Source organism: Candidatus Omnitrophota bacterium (assembly GCA_040755155.1).
In the GTDB taxonomy this organism is placed as follows: domain Bacteria; phylum Hinthialibacterota; class Hinthialibacteria; order Hinthialibacterales; family Hinthialibacteraceae; genus JBFMBP01.
In genome coordinates, this window is sequence record JBFMBP010000136.1 from 120,397 (window position 1) to 136,960 (window position 16,564).

Annotated in this window: 13 protein-coding genes; 7 read left to right on the forward strand and 6 right to left on the reverse strand. The window is 50.8% G+C overall.

The window, feature by feature from the left end:
- Nucleotides 1-31 precede the first annotated feature (31 nt).
- Nucleotides 32-1,174, reverse strand: a complete 1,143-nt coding sequence (locus AB1656_20670) for a hypothetical protein (GenBank protein MEW6237808.1) — start codon at nucleotides 1,172-1,174, stop codon at nucleotides 32-34.
- 439 nt (nucleotides 1,175-1,613) lie between these two features.
- Here AB1656_20670 and AB1656_20675 point away from each other — a divergent pair, with 439 nt between their 5' ends.
- The 4 genes from AB1656_20675 (at nucleotide 1,614) to AB1656_20690 (ending at nucleotide 5,341) form a co-directional block, all read left to right on the forward strand.
- Entirely contained in the window at nucleotides 1,614-2,615 is a 1,002-nt protein-coding gene (locus AB1656_20675; protein MEW6237809.1) for an AAA family ATPase, read from the forward strand.
- A 112-nt stretch (nucleotides 2,616-2,727) separates the two neighbouring features.
- The gene (locus AB1656_20680; GenBank protein MEW6237810.1) at nucleotides 2,728-2,880 is read left to right on the forward strand and encodes a DUF5989 family protein; all 153 of its coding nucleotides are present in this window, start codon (nucleotides 2,728-2,730) and stop codon (nucleotides 2,878-2,880) included.
- A gap of 105 nt (nucleotides 2,881-2,985) precedes the next feature.
- The gene (locus AB1656_20685) at nucleotides 2,986-4,260 is read left to right on the forward strand and encodes an MFS transporter (protein ID MEW6237811.1); all 1,275 of its coding nucleotides are present in this window, start codon (nucleotides 2,986-2,988) and stop codon (nucleotides 4,258-4,260) included.
- A 403-nt stretch (nucleotides 4,261-4,663) separates the two neighbouring features.
- Nucleotides 4,664-5,341 carry a hypothetical protein gene (locus AB1656_20690; protein MEW6237812.1) on the forward strand — a complete coding sequence of 226 codons (678 nt, stop codon included), beginning with the start codon at nucleotides 4,664-4,666 and terminating at the stop codon, nucleotides 5,339-5,341.
- A gap of 4 nt (nucleotides 5,342-5,345) precedes the next feature.
- Here AB1656_20690 and AB1656_20695 read toward each other — a convergent pair whose 3' ends face one another.
- Genes AB1656_20695 through AB1656_20705 form a run of 3 tightly spaced genes read right to left on the reverse strand, consistent with a single transcriptional unit; the run spans nucleotide 5,346 to nucleotide 10,569 of the window.
- Entirely contained in the window at nucleotides 5,346-7,193 is a 1,848-nt protein-coding gene (locus AB1656_20695) for a hypothetical protein (GenBank protein MEW6237813.1), read from the reverse strand.
- 27 nt (nucleotides 7,194-7,220) lie between these two features.
- Nucleotides 7,221-8,504, reverse strand: coding sequence for a UDP-N-acetylglucosamine 1-carboxyvinyltransferase (gene murA / locus AB1656_20700; GenBank protein ID MEW6237814.1), 1,284 nt, complete (start codon nucleotides 8,502-8,504; stop codon nucleotides 7,221-7,223).
- Between the two features lie 34 nt (nucleotides 8,505-8,538).
- Entirely contained in the window at nucleotides 8,539-10,569 is a 2,031-nt protein-coding gene (locus tag AB1656_20705; GenBank protein MEW6237815.1) for a hypothetical protein, read from the reverse strand.
- A 237-nt stretch (nucleotides 10,570-10,806) separates the two neighbouring features.
- Here AB1656_20705 and AB1656_20710 point away from each other — a divergent pair, with 237 nt between their 5' ends.
- Nucleotides 10,807-11,079 carry a histone H1-like repetitive region-containing protein gene (locus AB1656_20710; protein MEW6237816.1) on the forward strand — a complete coding sequence of 91 codons (273 nt, stop codon included), beginning with the start codon at nucleotides 10,807-10,809 and terminating at the stop codon, nucleotides 11,077-11,079.
- A gap of 307 nt (nucleotides 11,080-11,386) precedes the next feature.
- Nucleotides 11,387-11,866 carry a MerR family transcriptional regulator gene (locus tag AB1656_20715; protein MEW6237817.1) on the forward strand — a complete coding sequence of 160 codons (480 nt, stop codon included), beginning with the start codon at nucleotides 11,387-11,389 and terminating at the stop codon, nucleotides 11,864-11,866.
- Nucleotides 11,867-11,903: 37 nt separating this feature from the next.
- On the opposite strand, the gene amrB is transcribed toward AB1656_20715, so the two are convergent.
- Entirely contained in the window at nucleotides 11,904-13,166 is a 1,263-nt protein-coding gene (gene amrB, locus AB1656_20720) for an AmmeMemoRadiSam system protein B (GenBank protein ID MEW6237818.1), read from the reverse strand.
- Nucleotides 13,167-13,696: 530 nt separating this feature from the next.
- Nucleotides 13,697-15,064: an NAD-dependent succinate-semialdehyde dehydrogenase gene (locus tag AB1656_20725; protein MEW6237819.1), complete on the reverse strand. Its 1,368-nt coding sequence runs from the start codon at nucleotides 15,062-15,064 to the stop codon at nucleotides 13,697-13,699.
- 100 nt (nucleotides 15,065-15,164) lie between these two features.
- Between AB1656_20725 and galT the strand changes: the two genes are divergently transcribed.
- Complete coding sequence (gene galT, locus AB1656_20730; protein ID MEW6237820.1) at nucleotides 15,165-16,127, forward strand: galactose-1-phosphate uridylyltransferase; 963 nt, start codon at nucleotides 15,165-15,167, stop codon at nucleotides 16,125-16,127.
- Nucleotides 16,128-16,564: the final 437 nt, after the last annotated feature.

Sequence of the window (16,564 nt, forward strand, 5' to 3'; positions counted from 1 at the left end):
AGCCTGTTTGCGAGGCCAAGATTTCTATCCATCAAGGAGAAGGAAACGGCCAGGGAGGAATCGCTTTGTTGAGTTTGTAGGGATGCCTATCTTTCGTAATGCTGATCGTATCGGAATATTCTCCATAGATCAGCGTTCCGTCATCGCGCGCATAACCTCGCGCATCCATGTGGACGTAAGGCGTCTGGATATAATCGCCTCTTTCCCAAAAATCGTGATGAGGATAAACGAACGCCGCGCCTAGCAATGGAGATTTATCTTGCTGCAAGCGCTTGTCAAGTTTATGGACGTAACGCCGCAACTTGCGGGCGTCTTTGATATCGATGCGCCCATCGCCGTTGAGATCGTCCATCGCCAGATCGCCGTCTTCATCGAGAACGAAATCCACAGCGAGTCCATACATATGCATGGAAAAAGAACTCTTCAGGCTTTTCTTTCCATCTTTCGATTTGGCGCCCAGATTATAAGCGGGAGAACGATAAAAATAGATAATATTGAATTTCGAAACTTTAATCCCCTCATCCAGCATCGTTTTTTTCAGCAAGCTCATTTTAGTTAGAATATTGGGATGAATGGCGATATAGTGAGGATAGGATAAGGAGATAAAACGAGGGTCAAGGTCGAACTCTCCCAAAGCGTATTCGTCGAAGACGCGCAAAAAAAACGTTTCCGGCGTCACTTCGTAAAAGAGAGTGGGAGGCGTATAAATCTCCTTATGCTCTTGCACAATTTTTTTGTTGGGAGTTTCTTGCAAATCGTTAGGATTGTTGGGATTAGGATAGGTTCCAATTTGAAAGCCGTTGATCGAACCATCCCGCAGATCGGTTTGAATGGGTATCAGGCAGGATAATTCCGCATGGAAAGAGACGATAATTTCCGTCGGCTCGCCGCCTTTGTTTTTTGAAAAAAGATATCGCAATTTCCCAGAAGCCTGTATCGTTTGCACACCGGGCGCAGCTCCAATCCATGAGCAACGGTTATGTTGCGGCGACAATTTGCCGGAACTGGCGGACCAATGATATTCAACGCGCTGAGGAATATAGCCTTTAGGCGCCGGCGCCTTTAAAGATGCGGAACATTGAAACTCCAAGGGACGATCTACGAAGATCGCAAGAAGTACGTCGCCGCGATAGGGATTGTTCGTACATAGGATATCCGCAACGGATTCCAACATAGCGTTTTCTTCAGCTCGACTTGGAAGCCATATGAAGATAAATCCTATAAATTCAATTATTGCAAGAGATAATGATAGGATTCTCGCTATTTTCATTTTAAAAAAACGATGATGTCTGAGCCTCTTGCAAAATTCCTTTATTCCTCCCCCAAGTTTGGGGGAGGTTAGGAGGGGGGTTGAGATAAGTCTAACAAAATCAACCCACTTCTAACTCCCCCCAATCTTGGGGGGAGAATTTTAAGACGGATTTCATCAATTTTGCAAGAGCCTCGTCTTTTAATTTGATTCGCCCCATCGCGAAAAGGGGCGCTATAGGAATAGTATTCCGGAGGGTATAATGCGGCGCAAGTGGAAAACAGCGTTTCCACTATACTCTCGCCTTCTACTAAAGGGTGAAATAGATATCTTATTTGTCATGAAATAACAGGAATCATTGCCAATGGGTTGGAATCATGTTGAATGTCATCCGATTGTGCGCCAGACCATCGTTTCCGCCATTGAAAAAGGGCGGATGCGCGGAACGCAGCTGATTTTCGGTCCGCCCAATTGCGGTCAAGAGGCTATCGCGCTGGCAATAGCGCTTGCCCTGAATTGCAAAACTAGCGGCGGCGACTTCTGCGGCGAATGCCTCAACTGCCGCCGCATCCGGGACAAGATATTTCCCGACGTCTACTATATGTTTCCTATCGAGGATTGGGACGATCCCAAGCGCAAAGGGCAGGATTATAGTATCGGACACATGAGAATGGTCCAGGAATGCGCCCAAACGTATCCTTACGAAAGCCAATACAAAATCTTCATCTTTAACGACGCCCACCGAATGACGACGGAAGCTGCCAACAGCCTGCTCAAAATTCTGGAAGAGCCATTCCCTCACAATCTCTTTTTGCTTTTGACGAACAACGTTTTCCGCATTCTTCCCACCATTCTTTCCCGCTGCCAAAAAATCCGCCTCGCGCCTTTGGACGCCGCCGCGCTGGTTGAGTCTTTACGCGGCGAATTGCCGGAAGATGCGGCGGAAACGTTAGCCCGCGCTTCCGGCGGAATTCCCCGCCAGGCCCGGATGCTATTGGAGAGTAACTATATTCAGACTCGCGACGAAGCCATTGGCTTGCTGCGCCAAATTCGCAGCCAGGCCAGTTCCATCTCCGGCCTGGCCGAACGCATCGCCAAAGAGCCGCGAGAAGCGATTCGCTCGCAATTGACGTTGTTGATGGGCATTTTGCGGGACGGCGCCTTGCTGGCGGAGGGGATCGAGGACGGCCCTTTCCTCAATCCCGACCGGCGAAAGGAGATCGCCGGACTTTTCCAAAACGAAAAGGCTGAAGATTTGATTGCAGGCTTGGACAAAATACTGGAAGTCATGGTCGGATTGGATCGCAACATCCATACGCAGCTTCAAATGATGGAGCTGTTCCTCGTCCTTCGCTTTTCCCCATGAAGAATATTCGGCCGCAGCCGATTGCAAAGGTATAAAAATCTTTTTCTAATCTTTATAATACCCTTAATCTTAGAAAGATCATCTCTAAAGACGGCGACAGGATCGGTTCATTATGGTTCAATTAATGAAGGAATTTTTGGCTTTTCTCACGGAACGGAAAAAACTTTGGCTTTTACCCATCGTCATCGTCATGGTGCTGTTGGGATGTTTGTTGGTGTTGACTCAAACATCCGTCATCGCGCCATTTATATACGTATTGTTTTAAAATAGGCAGAAATGCATTCTTTCCTCATGGAGGGATTGCTTTCGTATATTGGTTTAACATACTCGGTTGTTTTCACGATTCCATTTCCCTACGCAGGAGGTTTTCATGTCTTTCTCGCTACGCATCCGTTTCAGTGCAATGATGTTCCTCCAATACCTGATTTGGGCGGCCTGGTTTATTAATTTGGGGCCGTATTTGGATCATAGGGGTTTTAGCAGCGACCTGGTCAGCGCTTTCTTTCTCGCCAGTTTGATTTCCCCCTTTATTGGAGGCCAAATCGCCGACCGCTATATGCCCACGCAACTTTTTATGGGGATATCCCAGATTGTCGGCGGCATCATTCTGATTTTTTTGGCGAAGATATCCAACGGGACGGCGTTTTGGTGGATTCTGTTTCTCTACTCGATGATCTATGCGCCGACGTTGGCTTTGTCTAATTCGATCTGCTTTCATCACATGACCGATAAGGCCAAGGATTTCGGAGCGATTCGCGTTTGGGGCACTTTAGGGTGGATCGTCGCTGGATTGGCAATGACCTTTTTATGGACCTACATACGGCCATATCCTATCGCATGGGCGGAAATATCCGCATTGGATGCAGCCGCTCAACAAGCGCAGCGCGCCGCTTATTTGAATGTAGAAAGTTGGTTGTTTATCCTTCCGGGAATTGTCTCGATCGTTTTTGGGCTTTTTTGCTTTTCGCTTCCTCATACGCCTCCTTCGGAAGAGAAATCCAATCCTTGGGCGTTTCTGGAAGCTTTTAAAATGTTGAAAGACAAAAATTTCGCCATGTTTATCGTCATCGCCTTCGTCGTCTCGACGCAATTGATGTTTTTCTTCATTACCATGCCTGTATTCCTCGAATACTTGAATATGAACCGGCAAAATATTCCCACGGCGATGGTAACGGCGCAGATCACGGAAATCGTGTCGATGTACCTGCTGATGCGATTACTGGTTCCGAAAATCGGAATTCGTTTCAGCATGGCGGCGGCGGCTTTGGCGTGGGGCTTATTGTACGGCGCCGCTGGTTTGGGACAGTCTTGGCAGCTCGTGGTTCCCGCCTTGCTGCTGCATGGATTCGCCTACGTCTTCTTCTTCGTCGTCGGCCAAGTGTACGTTGACGCCGTGGCGTCGCCCCAAATCCGCGCTTCGGCTCAAGGCTTCATCAACGTGGTTACGATCGGCTTGGGAATGTATCTCAGCAGTTACTTCGTCAGCTGGGTGACGGAGCAGTTTACGACGGCCGCCCCCGGCTCCGCCGCCGTCATTAATTATCAGGGCGTTTTTCTCGTTCCATGCCTTTTGATGATTCTCTGCGCTTTGGCTTTCTTGCTTTTCTTCAAAGAGCCGGAAAAGAAAGAAGCGGAAGCGGCTTAATATTTCTCGAACGATGGGAACAATCCATTCAAGCGGGAGCGGGATGACATCTTGCTCTCGCTTTTTATTGTCAGAATGAGAATCGCCGCGTCGAAGGGAGATTATTTTATATTTTTTCCATATTCTTAGACGTTTCCTGGCGATATAATCAAATTACAATAAAGGCTCTTGCAAAAAGGATAAAGTCTACGCTTTAATTCTCCCCCCAAGCTTGGGGGGAGTTAGAGGGGGGGGTGATTTTATTAGGTTTAATAAGGCAACCCCCTCCTAACCTCCCCCAGGCTTGGGGGAGGAATAATGGAGTTTTGCAAGAGCCTCAATATAGATAATTTTAAAACGTCGCGGCGTTTCATTCGTTAATCGATGCGAAAGCAACGCCACTGGGGCTTACGGGGTTCACGCAATGATAAAATATCGATTGGAATGGATGGCGGCCGTGGGAATTGCGATTTCCTTTGTCCTGCTGATCGGCTGTTCGGAAACATTCAAGAATACAAGCAGTATCATCAAGAAGCCTGGCCAACTGTTGAAATCCTCTACGGAGATGCTCACCCCCCGCGATATTTTGCAATCGCCGAGCATCATCGATAGTTCCCGGGAATTGGGCCATCTCGGACAATTCCGCGTCATCGTTTCGGCCACGTCGGATATTTTCCTGGCGGGAGCGGAAGCGGGCGCCAAGTTGCAATATCCTTTGGAAGGCGTACAGGACGTCGTCCCTGACAATTCACCGGTTCAAGTCCTGATGGGGCGAATCCGGGGCGGCGAAACTCTCGATTTTTACGCCAACGGCATTACGCGCCATCTGCCGCTTCCTTCGATCAACAACTCGGCCAAAGGGTCTCCCGATATGAAAATCAAAGCGGGTCCGGCCTATAAATACGACGCCGTCATTGGCAATATCGGAGCGCTAGTGGGTTTGTTCGACAATCAGAGCGCTCCCTTCGTTATCGGCGAGGATAATTTGATCGAAGCGCCGCGCGGCGCCACCAGCCTCTATTTGGGCGTCCTGGATCACCCCGGCGCTTCTTCCAACAATCAGGGCGAATACGTCGTCTATATCGACGTGATCCGGCGATGACGATTTATCGATCGCTGCGAGATTCATGGAATCGATAAAGAACAACCGGCCCTTCCCGATGCGCCGGTTCCAAATAACGCGAGACGAAGGCTTCCCAAAGGCTTTTATCGGCTAGCTGTTGGATACTAGATCCTTCTTCCTTCCATAAAAGCCATCTTACGCCGAGTTCGCTCAGCTGTTGCGTGGCGCGTTCCGGACTTTCCCGCAGCCAAACCTCCATCGGTTGGATTTTCTTGCCGAAATGCGCGTCGCAGACGATGTTTTTCCGGCGCAAATAGAAGAGATAACCCGTATCGAGGCCGAAAAGTTGGTCGTCCGGCGAGACGTTAACGTCAAGCCATCGCTTCATACGGAACATCTCCCGGCTGAAGATATGCCGCTTAACCAGCCATTCTTCCCTCGCTTTTTCCGTCAAACAAATCCCGCCGAACCATTGGATATTGGGACTGCGAAGATACATATAGCGCTGTTGGACGAACGTAACGAACAAACAAACCAAAATCGCATTCCCCAAGCGATAGCCAAGGCGGACATGGCGCGCGATCCAGGAAGCAAGCAGAGTTATGGACAATACGATGACGCCATAGTTGACGGCGAACAAACGGGCGATGTCCGATCCCCACAACATGGGGAACAATCCATAGGCGATGGCGGCGGAGGCCGTGGGATGCAGCCAACGCTTGCGGTTTAGAAGAGGCAGGATCGACAGGGCGGATAAGCCGAGGAAAAAGATCAGATCGGCGTCGTATAAAAACCACGCCGCATTCGTCCGCACCTGCCCGAAAAACTCGCCGGCGCTTTTCGATTTCAATAAATTCAAACCATGATTGTTGGCGTTGGATTGCATGGCGGGGATGAATTCTTCTTTGGTCGAGAATAACTCCTCCATCATGGGATACAGGGGATTGCCCGTGTAGAGATAGGATTTGACGGCCCACGGGGAATAAAGAGATATGGCGATGGCGGCATAGAGGCTTAGGCGGCAAATTCCGCTTCCCAATTCTTTCCTTCGCCATAGAAAATAATGAAGGCAGATAAAAAGAGCGTTCCCCAAAAAACCGAATAAAATCCCATTGAATTTGGTTCCCATCGCCATTCCGCAAAATAAAGCGGAGAGCCAGAAAATCCGGATGCGGCGAGTCTCCAACGCATACCATATGAGAACAACGGAGCAAAAAACATGAAAAAAGACGGCGCGTTCGTTGTTGGCCATCACCGGCAGCCGGAAATGGAGACAGCATAAATAAACGGCGCAGGCGAAGAGTCCCCAAGATTTCGAACCGTACCGTTTTACGGCAGCCCACAACAAAAGCAGCATCGGATAGAAATGGCAGTAGATGAAAACTTTCGCCGTAATTTCGTTTCCCACTAAAAGAGAAAAGGCGTAATGCAAATGCAAATTCATGGGGTAATGGGAAGGCATGTTAAATGGAACCAGCTGAATGAAGCCGCCGTTCATGACGTAATGCAAGGGAACGGCGAGATGATACCATATCGAATCCACTTCCCGCTCCGGCGTACATGCGCCCAGAGCGTACAAAAGCAGCAGAAACGCTGAAATAACGCTTGCCAACGGACTTTGCCGCAGGAACGGCCAGGCTCGGCGTCCCGCTTCGTTCAATTCGCGCAATATGGCGGGCAGAAATAAAAGAGAAGCGGTCGCCGCCAAGGGAACCAAAATCCAGAAACGCAGGCCGCCGAAACATCCTAAAAGAAACAGAAGGGCGGTAATCGCCATTTCCCCCAATCCAAAAGCAACCGCCAGGCGGTAACAAAAGGGCAGCGTTAAACGGACGCCTCGCGCCAGCGCGAAACCAACCGCCCACACGAGCAGAAACTGCCATAACCCCAAAATGTATTCCAGCATAGCAGGATTGGCTTACGATACTCTTCGGATTTTCGCTCCCAGGCGGGCGAGTCGTTGATCGAGATTTTCGTATCCCCGATCGATCTGTTCGATATTTTGGATTTCGCTGGAGCCTTCGGCGCAGAGCGCCGCAATCAGCAACGCCATGCCCGCCCGGATGTCGGGGCTGCTCATCACTTGGCCGCGCAGCGGCGCCGGGCCGACGACGACGGCGCGGTGGGGATCGCAAAGGATAATATTGGCGCCCATCGATATCAAACGGTCTACGAAAAAGAGCCGGCTTTCGAACATTTTTTCGAAAATCATGACGGCGCCCTCCGTCTGAGTGGCCAACACCGTCGCGATGCTAGTCATGTCGGCGGGAAACGCGGGCCAGGGGCCGTCGTCGATTTTCACTAGCGACGCTTGCAGATCGGGCTTGATTTTCAGGATTTGTTCCTTAGAGACGAGAATATGATTGCCCTGGATATTCACATTGACGCCCAGCCGGTCGAATCGATGCAAAATCATGCGCAAATAATCCGGCGCGGCGTCCTGAATCGTCAATTCGCCGTTCGTAACCGCCGCCAAAGCGATGAAACTTCCCACTTCCAGATAATCCGCTGCGATGACGTGCTCCCCGCCGTGGAGTTCCTCCACGCCTTCGATCATTACGACGTTGGAGCCGATGCCGGTAATCCGGGCGCCCAGCCGGTTGAGCAGATGGCAAAGCTGTTGCACGTGCGGCTCAGACGCCGCATTGCGAAGAACCGTAATCCCTTCCGCCAACGCCGCCGCCATGACAAGATTTTCCGTCGCCGTAACGCTGGCTTCGTCGAGCAGAATATCCGCGCCTTTGAGGCGCTTCGGGCGCCAAACGTGATAATACCCATCCGCCGCCTGGCATTCCGCGCCCAGGGCTTGCAAGCCTTGGAAATGGGTATCGATTCTTCTCCTCCCGATGCGGTCGCCGCCGGGAAAGGGCAGCCGCACCCGTCCGCAACGGGACAGCAGCGGCGCCAGCAATACGATGGAGGCGCGTATCTTGCGGCATAATTCCATCGGCAGTTCCGTGCGTTGAACGCTTTCCGTCCGTAGAGTTGCCTCATGCGCTCCTTCCCGTTGGATTTTGGCGCCGCAGATTTCCAGTAGGGAAAGCATCGTCTCTACGTCCCCGATGCCTGGCATATTGCTCAGACGGATCTCTTCCCGGGTCAACAGGGTCGCCGCCAAAACGGGCAGCGCTTCGTTCTTGTTGCCCGCCGGACGGATAACTCCCGACAACGGCGTTCCGCCTTCCACCAGAAATTTCGCCATGACGCTTCCTTCCTATTTTCTCGATTGGCCAACCTCATTCAGGATGAGCGGATTGAGCCGGGTCGTATTTTTCCAAGACAGTTACATAACCGCGTTCCGCTTCCTTCAGCCTCAGACGATAGACCGGCCAGCCGGGATAACGATTCAACAACCGTTCGTTTCGCTCCGCTCCTAGATTATGTGCGACGATCCATCCTTTATCCAATCCCGGATTCAAGAAGGAGTATACCGCGACGTAATCCTGCGGATCATCCACGAAAATCACGGCGTTCTTTTCCTGTACGCCATGCCGAACCTTATCCGCTACGGCGGGATTGGCGCCCCAATAGGCGTTTCCCATTACGTTAATACGTTCCACCCACGCTGTAGAGAACGCCGCTATAAAAAAGACGGCGATGAAGGAATAGATCAATCCAACCGTCTTTCTCTCTGAGAGAAGACTCGATCCCTTCGCTTTCTCGATGGCCTCTTCGATTCCTCTCGCCGTCAACAATAGCCAAAAAGGAATCGTTTCGTAAACGAAACGCGGACCATAACAATAATCCTGAAAAAAATAAAAGAAATAGACGCCGAGAACCAAGGCGATGACTCCCGCGCAAAAGCGATCGAAGCCGCAGCGGCGCATTCCCGGCGCGAATAAGAAAAAAGCCCACGCGAGCGAGGGAATGGGCCAGCCGAACAGATAATAATTCAAGCCGTTCAGCTGAGCGTTCGTATTGGCCATTCCCCGCATCGGCGAATGAAAAACCTCGTTGGGGATGCGGGGGCCAAGCGGTTTGGCGCCCCAAGGCCGCAGCCCAAAGCCGAGCGGATTGCCGCCGAAATATTTAGTATAGCCCATCAACCAAGGCGAACCGGTCGTATGGGCGTTGAACTGCAGATAAAAAACGGCGGGAGGAACGGTTCCGAGGAGGAAAGCGAATACGGCAAACCACAAGCGCTTCCCCTTCCAAGGCCAGCGAATAAGAATCCATAATCCCGCCGCCGCGAGAAACGCCAACGCCGTCATCGGACGGGTGAGATATCCCATCCCCCAAAAAAATCCAGTGGGAACCAAAAGGAATAAGCGCTTCTCCTTCGCTGGACAAGCCTCGAAAAAGAAAAGCAAGAACAAAAGCAGAAACAGCAAGCAGACGGGATGATTCATAAATCCCGATCCCATGATCAGAAAAAAAAGAGAAAAAGGGAGAAAAAGCGTCCCCACTCGCGCCGCATAGAAAGTAAGATGCCGCGCGGCTAATAGAAACGTCAAAGGGACAATCGCCGCCGAGACGATAGGATTCACCCAATGCGGCTTGCCGATAGACATCCCCAGCGATAGAACCAAAGCGAATCCCGGAGGATAGATGGAATACCAGCGTCCGTTCTCGGCGACGACGTAGATGCGTTCGAAAAATTCCGGATCGGCGGGAGCGGGAAGCGCCATTCGCCCATGCGCGAATACTTTGGCCTGAAACGCCTGTGCCAGACTATCCTGGACGTGAGGGATATCGCCCAAAACGAAATGGCTGATGAGCAGAGTCCCAACCCCCGCCAAAAGGCTCGCGGCGGCGACGAATAGGGCGTCGGCTCTGGAATAACGCTCGCGCGCAAGAAATCGATGCGCGCCCTCGAAACGCTCTCCCAACCATAAGAGAACGAAAGGCCGATGAAAAACGAATTGCAGAGCCATGGCCAGAATCAGGCATAAGCTAAGAATCCAAAAAACGCAGTACCACATCCAGTTCTCGTAAAAAATACTCTGATATCGAAAGCGATTGCCGATAGGCGTTATGGAGAACGCAAATAAAAGCATAATCCAAACCGCGCGGATTTTGTCTCTCGCCAATAAAATGGGAAGTCGCATGGGAGACGCCCAAAAAGCCGTTCCCGCCCCCGCCAGACCCGCTGCAACCATCAATCCCACAATCAGCGCCGCATGGTATCGCAAGGTTCGCAATGCGGGGATCAACCAATGGGATGATTCCAAATTTCCCTTGCAGGCGGCGAAGAGAACGATCGACGCCGCAAGACAGACGGCGAGAAAGAAAATGACGATCGTTAAAAGATTTTTCCGCGTAAACATGATTTCTCTTTTTCGTTCGCAAGGAATTCAAAATCACTTTTACAACGATTTTTCCTCATGGAAAGCGGCTAAAACGGAAAAAACTTAAAAAAAATGAAAATATTTTGCGCTTGACCGGGTTTTTTTCTTGAAAAATTACATTCATTGTAATATAAAGTATAGTTAGTCATTGCATATGGATGCTTCTTGTTTGTGGGAAAGCAGAAAAACAATCTCCAAAGGAGGTGAAAAGAACAGATGGGATGCAAAGCCAAAGCCTGTAACGCCCCCAACATGACCGCCGCTAAAAAAGACGCGGCGAAAAAAGAAGGTGAAAAAAAGGCTGTAGCGAAAAAGACCGTCGCCAAGAAGACTGTCGCCAAGAAAACCACAGCGAAAAAAACGACGGAGAAAAAGCCGGCAACGCCCAAGAAAACCGCCGCCAAAAAAACTTCGGCGAAAAAGACCACAACCAAGAAAACGGCAACCAAGAAAAGCGCAGCAAAGACCGCCAAGCCGAAGGCCAAATAATTATATTGGCGACATCGTCCAAAGCCCTTCCTTAATGAATTCGATTGGGTGTATGGTAAAGGGTGTGATATTGGACTAGCGGAAAAAAGCGATTTAGCAAAACGGCTTAGTATGATTCATGCTTGCTATGACAGGCTCGTGAGGCCTGAATGGGTGTATGTGATTCTTTTGGGTTAAGGGCATCTTCGGCGGCGCCGGAGATGTTTTTTTTCTCTTTATGAGAAACCGTATTCCGTGCTATGATGTATCGATTCCCGGAAAATATGCTTATCATGCCGCTCATGGAAGATAAACCTCGAGGGTGAACATGAAAGACGCCAATGTTCGACCGTTCAAATCCGCTTTCCAATCGGGCGAGATCATCGATTTGATTCGCCGGTTGGACGGGATCAAAATCGATCCCGTTCGCCTTCATTATTACGAGAAGACCGGCTTGATTCGAGCCAGCGTGCGTCCCGCCCAGGGATGCGGAAAACACAAACTCTATTCGTTCAGCGATCTGGTCATGCTGCGATGGTTTTTGCAGTTGAGGAAACAAGGCTTGAGCATGCAAAAAGTGCGGCGGGGAATCTCCTATCTGCGCAAGAATATGCCCCGTTTTATCGAAAAGCCGCTGGAAAACGAATTGTTCTTCGTAACCGACGGCCAAGACATGTTCGCGTTGGTCAACGGCGAAGATGCGATTTCCTTAGTGCGTACGCCGGGGCAAAAATATTTTGGGGTTATGGTTTACGATTTTCAAAAGATGATCAACGACACGCGGGAAGCGATCGACCGAGCCGCTTGATCCTATCCTGATGCGCCGTTTGTCTTCCTGAAACCATTCAGCGATCATAAAAAGAGGCGCTGGCGAACGTTACGACGGATTCCGAATCGCGTTCGATCGCCCGATCGTATTTGAGCAAACGGCCCACCGGCGGACGCGCAACATCCAACGTCATATAAATGGGAGAAAGACCGCATAAATTATTGCGGTCTTTATTTTTTTCCACGCAGCGGTAAAACGCCTCCGCATCGCCGCTTATCATGGCTTCGAGTACTTCTTCGTCTTCCCGTTTCACTCGATCCAGTTCGGAATCGGGTATGCCCCGTTCGCTTCCGAAGCGTTTTCCGACATGACTCATATCCGCCCCAGCAATCACGGTTACCGTTCCCGGATATTCCTTGATAAGCGATTGCAGCAGATCCAGTGTCTCCGCCATGTTGGCATCTTCGCGCGGCGACCGGCCGCTTTGCACAAAAGGATGAAACGAACCGCAAAGAATCGGAACCATTTTCCCCCGCCAATTCTCGCCCAACACGAAACGCAGCCATACGGCTTGAAATTCAATGGAATGTTCGTCCCGATGCAATACTTCCTCCGCAAAAACGTCGACCGGCGCCTCGCGGCTGAACCGTTCGACGAAATCGGCGTCGGTCTCGATGGCGCCGAGCGGCGTGGCGTATGATTTTGCCGTCGCTGCGAACAGGCTGCTGCGGCTTTGATGAGCGGTCCCGAAAATAACGTAAAGATCGGACGGTTTATGCCGGGCGAGTTCTCGGTAGGCTTGCGCAAAACAGAGACCTCCCCGTTGGATGTCGATATGCGGAGCGATCAAGGCGGTCAATCGTTCCGCCGCCGTTACGCGGTTCTCCGCTTTCACCGCCGCGTCTTGCATGAAGCCGGAGAGACGCTCCCGCAGCGAAGCGGGATCGGCGTCGTAGGCGGTTCCCGCATGAGCCGCTTCCCGAATGGGCGCAGCGCGAAAATCTTCCTTGATTTTATCGAGCGCCTGACGAAATCGATTCGTTTCCAAAAAAAGTTCCCGATCCAATTGGGCGATCATCTCTTCAATGTTCTTGCGCGGCGCCAATTGCTGAAACTGCCGCATGAACGATTCCTGGATATCGAGAATGGAATGTTTGCCATCGAACAATGAGACGAGAAAGAAAGCAGGCAGAGGAAGAATAAGTATATTTTTAGCGATATTTTGCGGATCGCGCAGGCAGATAGACTGTTGGCCGTTATGATGGACGGGATAGATATCGACCGGACGAAGAGTGGGATATTCCGATTCCAACGGCGTCGATGATTGGTTTTGAGTCACGAGATTCGCTCCAAATCAATATTCTTACTAAATGAGCCTCATGCAAAACTCTATTATTCCTCCCCCAAGCCTGGGGGAGGTTAGAAGGCAATGTCGTTAAGTTAAGGATAGACTAATTCCTTAATCGAAAATATCAACAAATCTAATAGCATGAATTTGTTGAATTTAAAATCCCTCACCCTAACCCTCTCCCAGAGGGCGAGGGAATGGAATTTCGTCACGTTATGTCTTAACTTAATGACATTGGGTTAGGAGGGGGTTGTTTTAAGTCTAATAAAATTAACCCCCCTCTAATTCCCCCCAAACTTGGGGGGAGAATTAAAAGCGGATTTTATTAATTTTGCAAGAGCCTCTAAATATTAACTATGTTTCTCGACATCGTTTTTCCGGATGCGGGTAAAGCAGGCATCTCGCCTGCCTTGTTGATGCAGGCGGAACGCCTGCTTTACCCTCTGTATTCCTCATTTAAATCCCATACTATGTCATTTAGGATTTGTTGTTATTAATAATTAGAGAATGGCCAATAGTCATCATCGAATATAAACCGTTTTGATATTGACGAATTCCTTAATGCCGTAATGGCTCAGTTCGCGGCCGTATCCGCTCTCTTTTACGCCGCCGAAGGGCAGCCGGGGATCGGATTTCACGAAAGCGTTCACGAAACAGCATCCCGCCTCCAATTCCTCCTCCGCCAAGCGCTCGCCTTTAGCTTGATCGCGGGTGAATACGGCCGCTCCCAGGCCAAAGCGGGAATCGTTGGCTATCCGTATAGCGTCTTCTTCGTTTTTTGCGTAGATGATCGCCGCCACTGGACCGAATAGTTCCTCCTCATAAGCGGGCATTCCCTTCTTAACGTTCGCAAGCACGGTCGGGGGATAAAAGGCTCCAGCTCCTTGCGGAATGCTTCCACCCAAAATACAGCGGGCGCCGAGTTCCATGCTTTTCACGACTTGTCGATGCAGTTCGTCCCGCAAATCGCGCCGCGCCATGGGGCCGATCATGGACTCTTCCTGCAATGGATCGCTCATCTTCACGCGGCTTAACCGCTCCACGAACAGCCGTTCGAAATCCTCCCGGCGGGAATCCACTACGATAAAGCGTTTGGCGGCGATGCAACTCTGCCCGCAATTGATGGTTTTACTCGCCGCGCACACTTCGACGGCTTGTTCCAGATCGGCGTCTTCCAAGATCAAGTAGGGATCGCTGCCGCCCAGTTCCAACACCGTCTTTTTTAACATCTCTCCCGCCTTGCGGGCGACGGCAGCTCCCGCCGGGGCGCTTCCAGTTAGGGTAACGGCTTTAATTCTTGGGTCTTCGATAACCGCTTCTACTCGCCCGCCGCCGATAAGCAGCGTGGAGAAAATATTTTCGGGAAAGCCCGCCCGCCGAAAAACATCTTCGATCGCCAAGGCGCAGCCGGGAACATTCGAAGCGTGCTTCAATAATCCCGCGTTTCCCGCCATCAGCGCCGGCGCCGCGAAGCGGAAAACCTGCCAGAAGGGAAAATTCCACGGCATCACGGCCAAAATCAAGCCGATGGGTTGAAAGCAGACGAAACTCTTGCCCGCATCGGTCTCCACGATTTCCGGTTGCAGAAACGCTTCCGCTTTCTCGGCGTAATACTCGCAAACCCAAGCGCATTTTTGCGCTTCCGCCCGTCCTTCGCGGATGGGCTTGCCCATTTCCAGCGCCATAAGGCGGGCGTATTCATCCGCTTTTTCCCGCAGAACGCCCGCCGCTGCCTTCATCCGTTCGGCTCTTTCCTTATAACGGGTCTTTCTCCAGCGATAGAACGCTTCCTTCGATTTTTCCAATATCGAGTTTACTTCTTCCGGCTTCGTTTCCTCGTAAGTTTTCAGAACCTTGCCGTCAGCGGGATTGATGGATTGGATCGCCATGAGAAACTCCTAATCGTTCCGCGCTTATTCGATAAATATGGATTTGTTTTACAATAGACGAATTCCCTAAAAATGCTATCGCTAGAATGAGAATCTTACCATGACGGAATTACGCAAGAATCCGCAGCTTGGCTACTGGGTGATGGTCAGCGCCCATCGTCAGCATCGCCCGCAAATGCCCCGCGATTGGTGCCCCTTCTGCCCCGGCTCGGGACAAGTTCCCGATCATTACCAGGCTTATCTCTATCCCAACGATTTTCCTCACCTGATGCCGCAGCCGCCCGATCCATCTTACGCCAGCGGAGAATTCTATCGTGCGGAAAAAGCCTATGGACATTGCGATGTGGTGCTCTATTCCCCCGATCATCAGGGATCAATTACCCAACTCTCCCTAGACCATCTCATGAAAATTTTCAGCCTTTGGAAAAATCGGACCATCGAGATGAAAGGCAAGGAGTACGTTAAATATTGCTATATTTTCGAAAATAAAGGGGACGTTATCGGCGTTACCATGCCTCATCCTCACGGGCAGATATATTCCTATCCCTATATCCCCCCCCGCGTCGCGCTGGAACTAGAGAATGCCAGAGAACATTTTCTACGGACGGGAATCAATCTTTACGACAATATCATCCAAAAAGAGAAAGAAGAAAACAGCCGCATCATCCACGAATCCGGCGCCTTTCTCCTCTGTACGCCTTTTGCGGGCGATTATCCTTATGAAATTCATCTATTCTGCAAGGAAGAGCGCCTGCATCTGGACGGCTTATCGCCGCAAGAGGCGCAGGATTTCATGCTTCAAATTCAAAACGCCGTCAAAATGTACGACGCCTTATTCGGTTTTCAACTGCCCTTCATGATGGCAATGCACCAGGCGCCCGTAGATGGCCAAGATTATAAGCATTACCGTTTGCATGTGGAATTTTATCCCCTTCACCGCGCCGCCGACCGATTGAAATACAACGCGGGCAGCGAAACCGGCGCCTGGGCCTTCACGAATCCCTCCTCCCCCGAAGACAAAGCGGCGGAGTTGCGCGAAGTGAGGAAACGGATATTGACATAAAATGATGAGTGAGGAGTGATGAATGATGAGCCGCCACACCGAGGGAATCGGCGATAGCAGAAAGAAAAAGGATTGAGGAGTCTTGGCTCGGCGGGAGCCTCGCCCTCCCTTCTTGTTTGAAGGTGAATTGCGGGAGGGCGAATCTCCGTTTTTCCCCCTGCGTCCGGCATCGCGGCATGTCATTTCGAGGGAGCGCAGCGACCGAGAAATCTTCAACCCGCGTGTGGAAGGATTTCTCGCTATCGCTCGAAATGACAGAGTCGCAGCATGACAGAGCCGTGATGAGCCTGCCAGCTTTCTGTTTTCTTAGGAGAAAAAGGTGGGCTACGCTTCGCTTTGAGCCCACCCTACGCTGCGATCCATCCGCATTTCCACGGGAATAAACTGTTACCATTTTCTCCTTCAAAACGGTAGTATTATAAAGACAATTTATCATT

What these genes read in the sequence shown, in the direction of transcription:
- AB1656_20670 (MEW6237808.1), bottom strand. Translation starts at nt 1,174, where the DNA reads ATGTTGGAATCCGTTGCGGATATCCTATGTACGAACAATCCCTATCGC.
- AB1656_20675 (MEW6237809.1), top strand. Translation starts at nt 1,614, where the DNA reads ATGGGTTGGAATCATGTTGAATGTCATCCGATTGTGCGCCAGACCATC.
- AB1656_20680 (MEW6237810.1), top strand. Translation starts at nt 2,728, where the DNA reads ATGGTTCAATTAATGAAGGAATTTTTGGCTTTTCTCACGGAACGGAAA.
- AB1656_20685 (MEW6237811.1), top strand. Translation starts at nt 2,986, where the DNA reads ATGTCTTTCTCGCTACGCATCCGTTTCAGTGCAATGATGTTCCTCCAA.
- AB1656_20690 (MEW6237812.1), top strand. Translation starts at nt 4,664, where the DNA reads ATGATAAAATATCGATTGGAATGGATGGCGGCCGTGGGAATTGCGATT.
- murA (MEW6237814.1), bottom strand. Translation starts at nt 8,504, where the DNA reads ATGGCGAAATTTCTGGTGGAAGGCGGAACGCCGTTGTCGGGAGTTATC.
- AB1656_20705 (MEW6237815.1), bottom strand. Translation starts at nt 10,569, where the DNA reads ATGTTTACGCGGAAAAATCTTTTAACGATCGTCATTTTCTTTCTCGCC.
- AB1656_20710 (MEW6237816.1), top strand. Translation starts at nt 10,807, where the DNA reads ATGGGATGCAAAGCCAAAGCCTGTAACGCCCCCAACATGACCGCCGCT.
- AB1656_20715 (MEW6237817.1), top strand. Translation starts at nt 11,387, where the DNA reads ATGAAAGACGCCAATGTTCGACCGTTCAAATCCGCTTTCCAATCGGGC.
- AB1656_20725 (MEW6237819.1), bottom strand. Translation starts at nt 15,064, where the DNA reads ATGGCGATCCAATCCATCAATCCCGCTGACGGCAAGGTTCTGAAAACT.
- galT (MEW6237820.1), top strand. Translation starts at nt 15,165, where the DNA reads ATGACGGAATTACGCAAGAATCCGCAGCTTGGCTACTGGGTGATGGTC.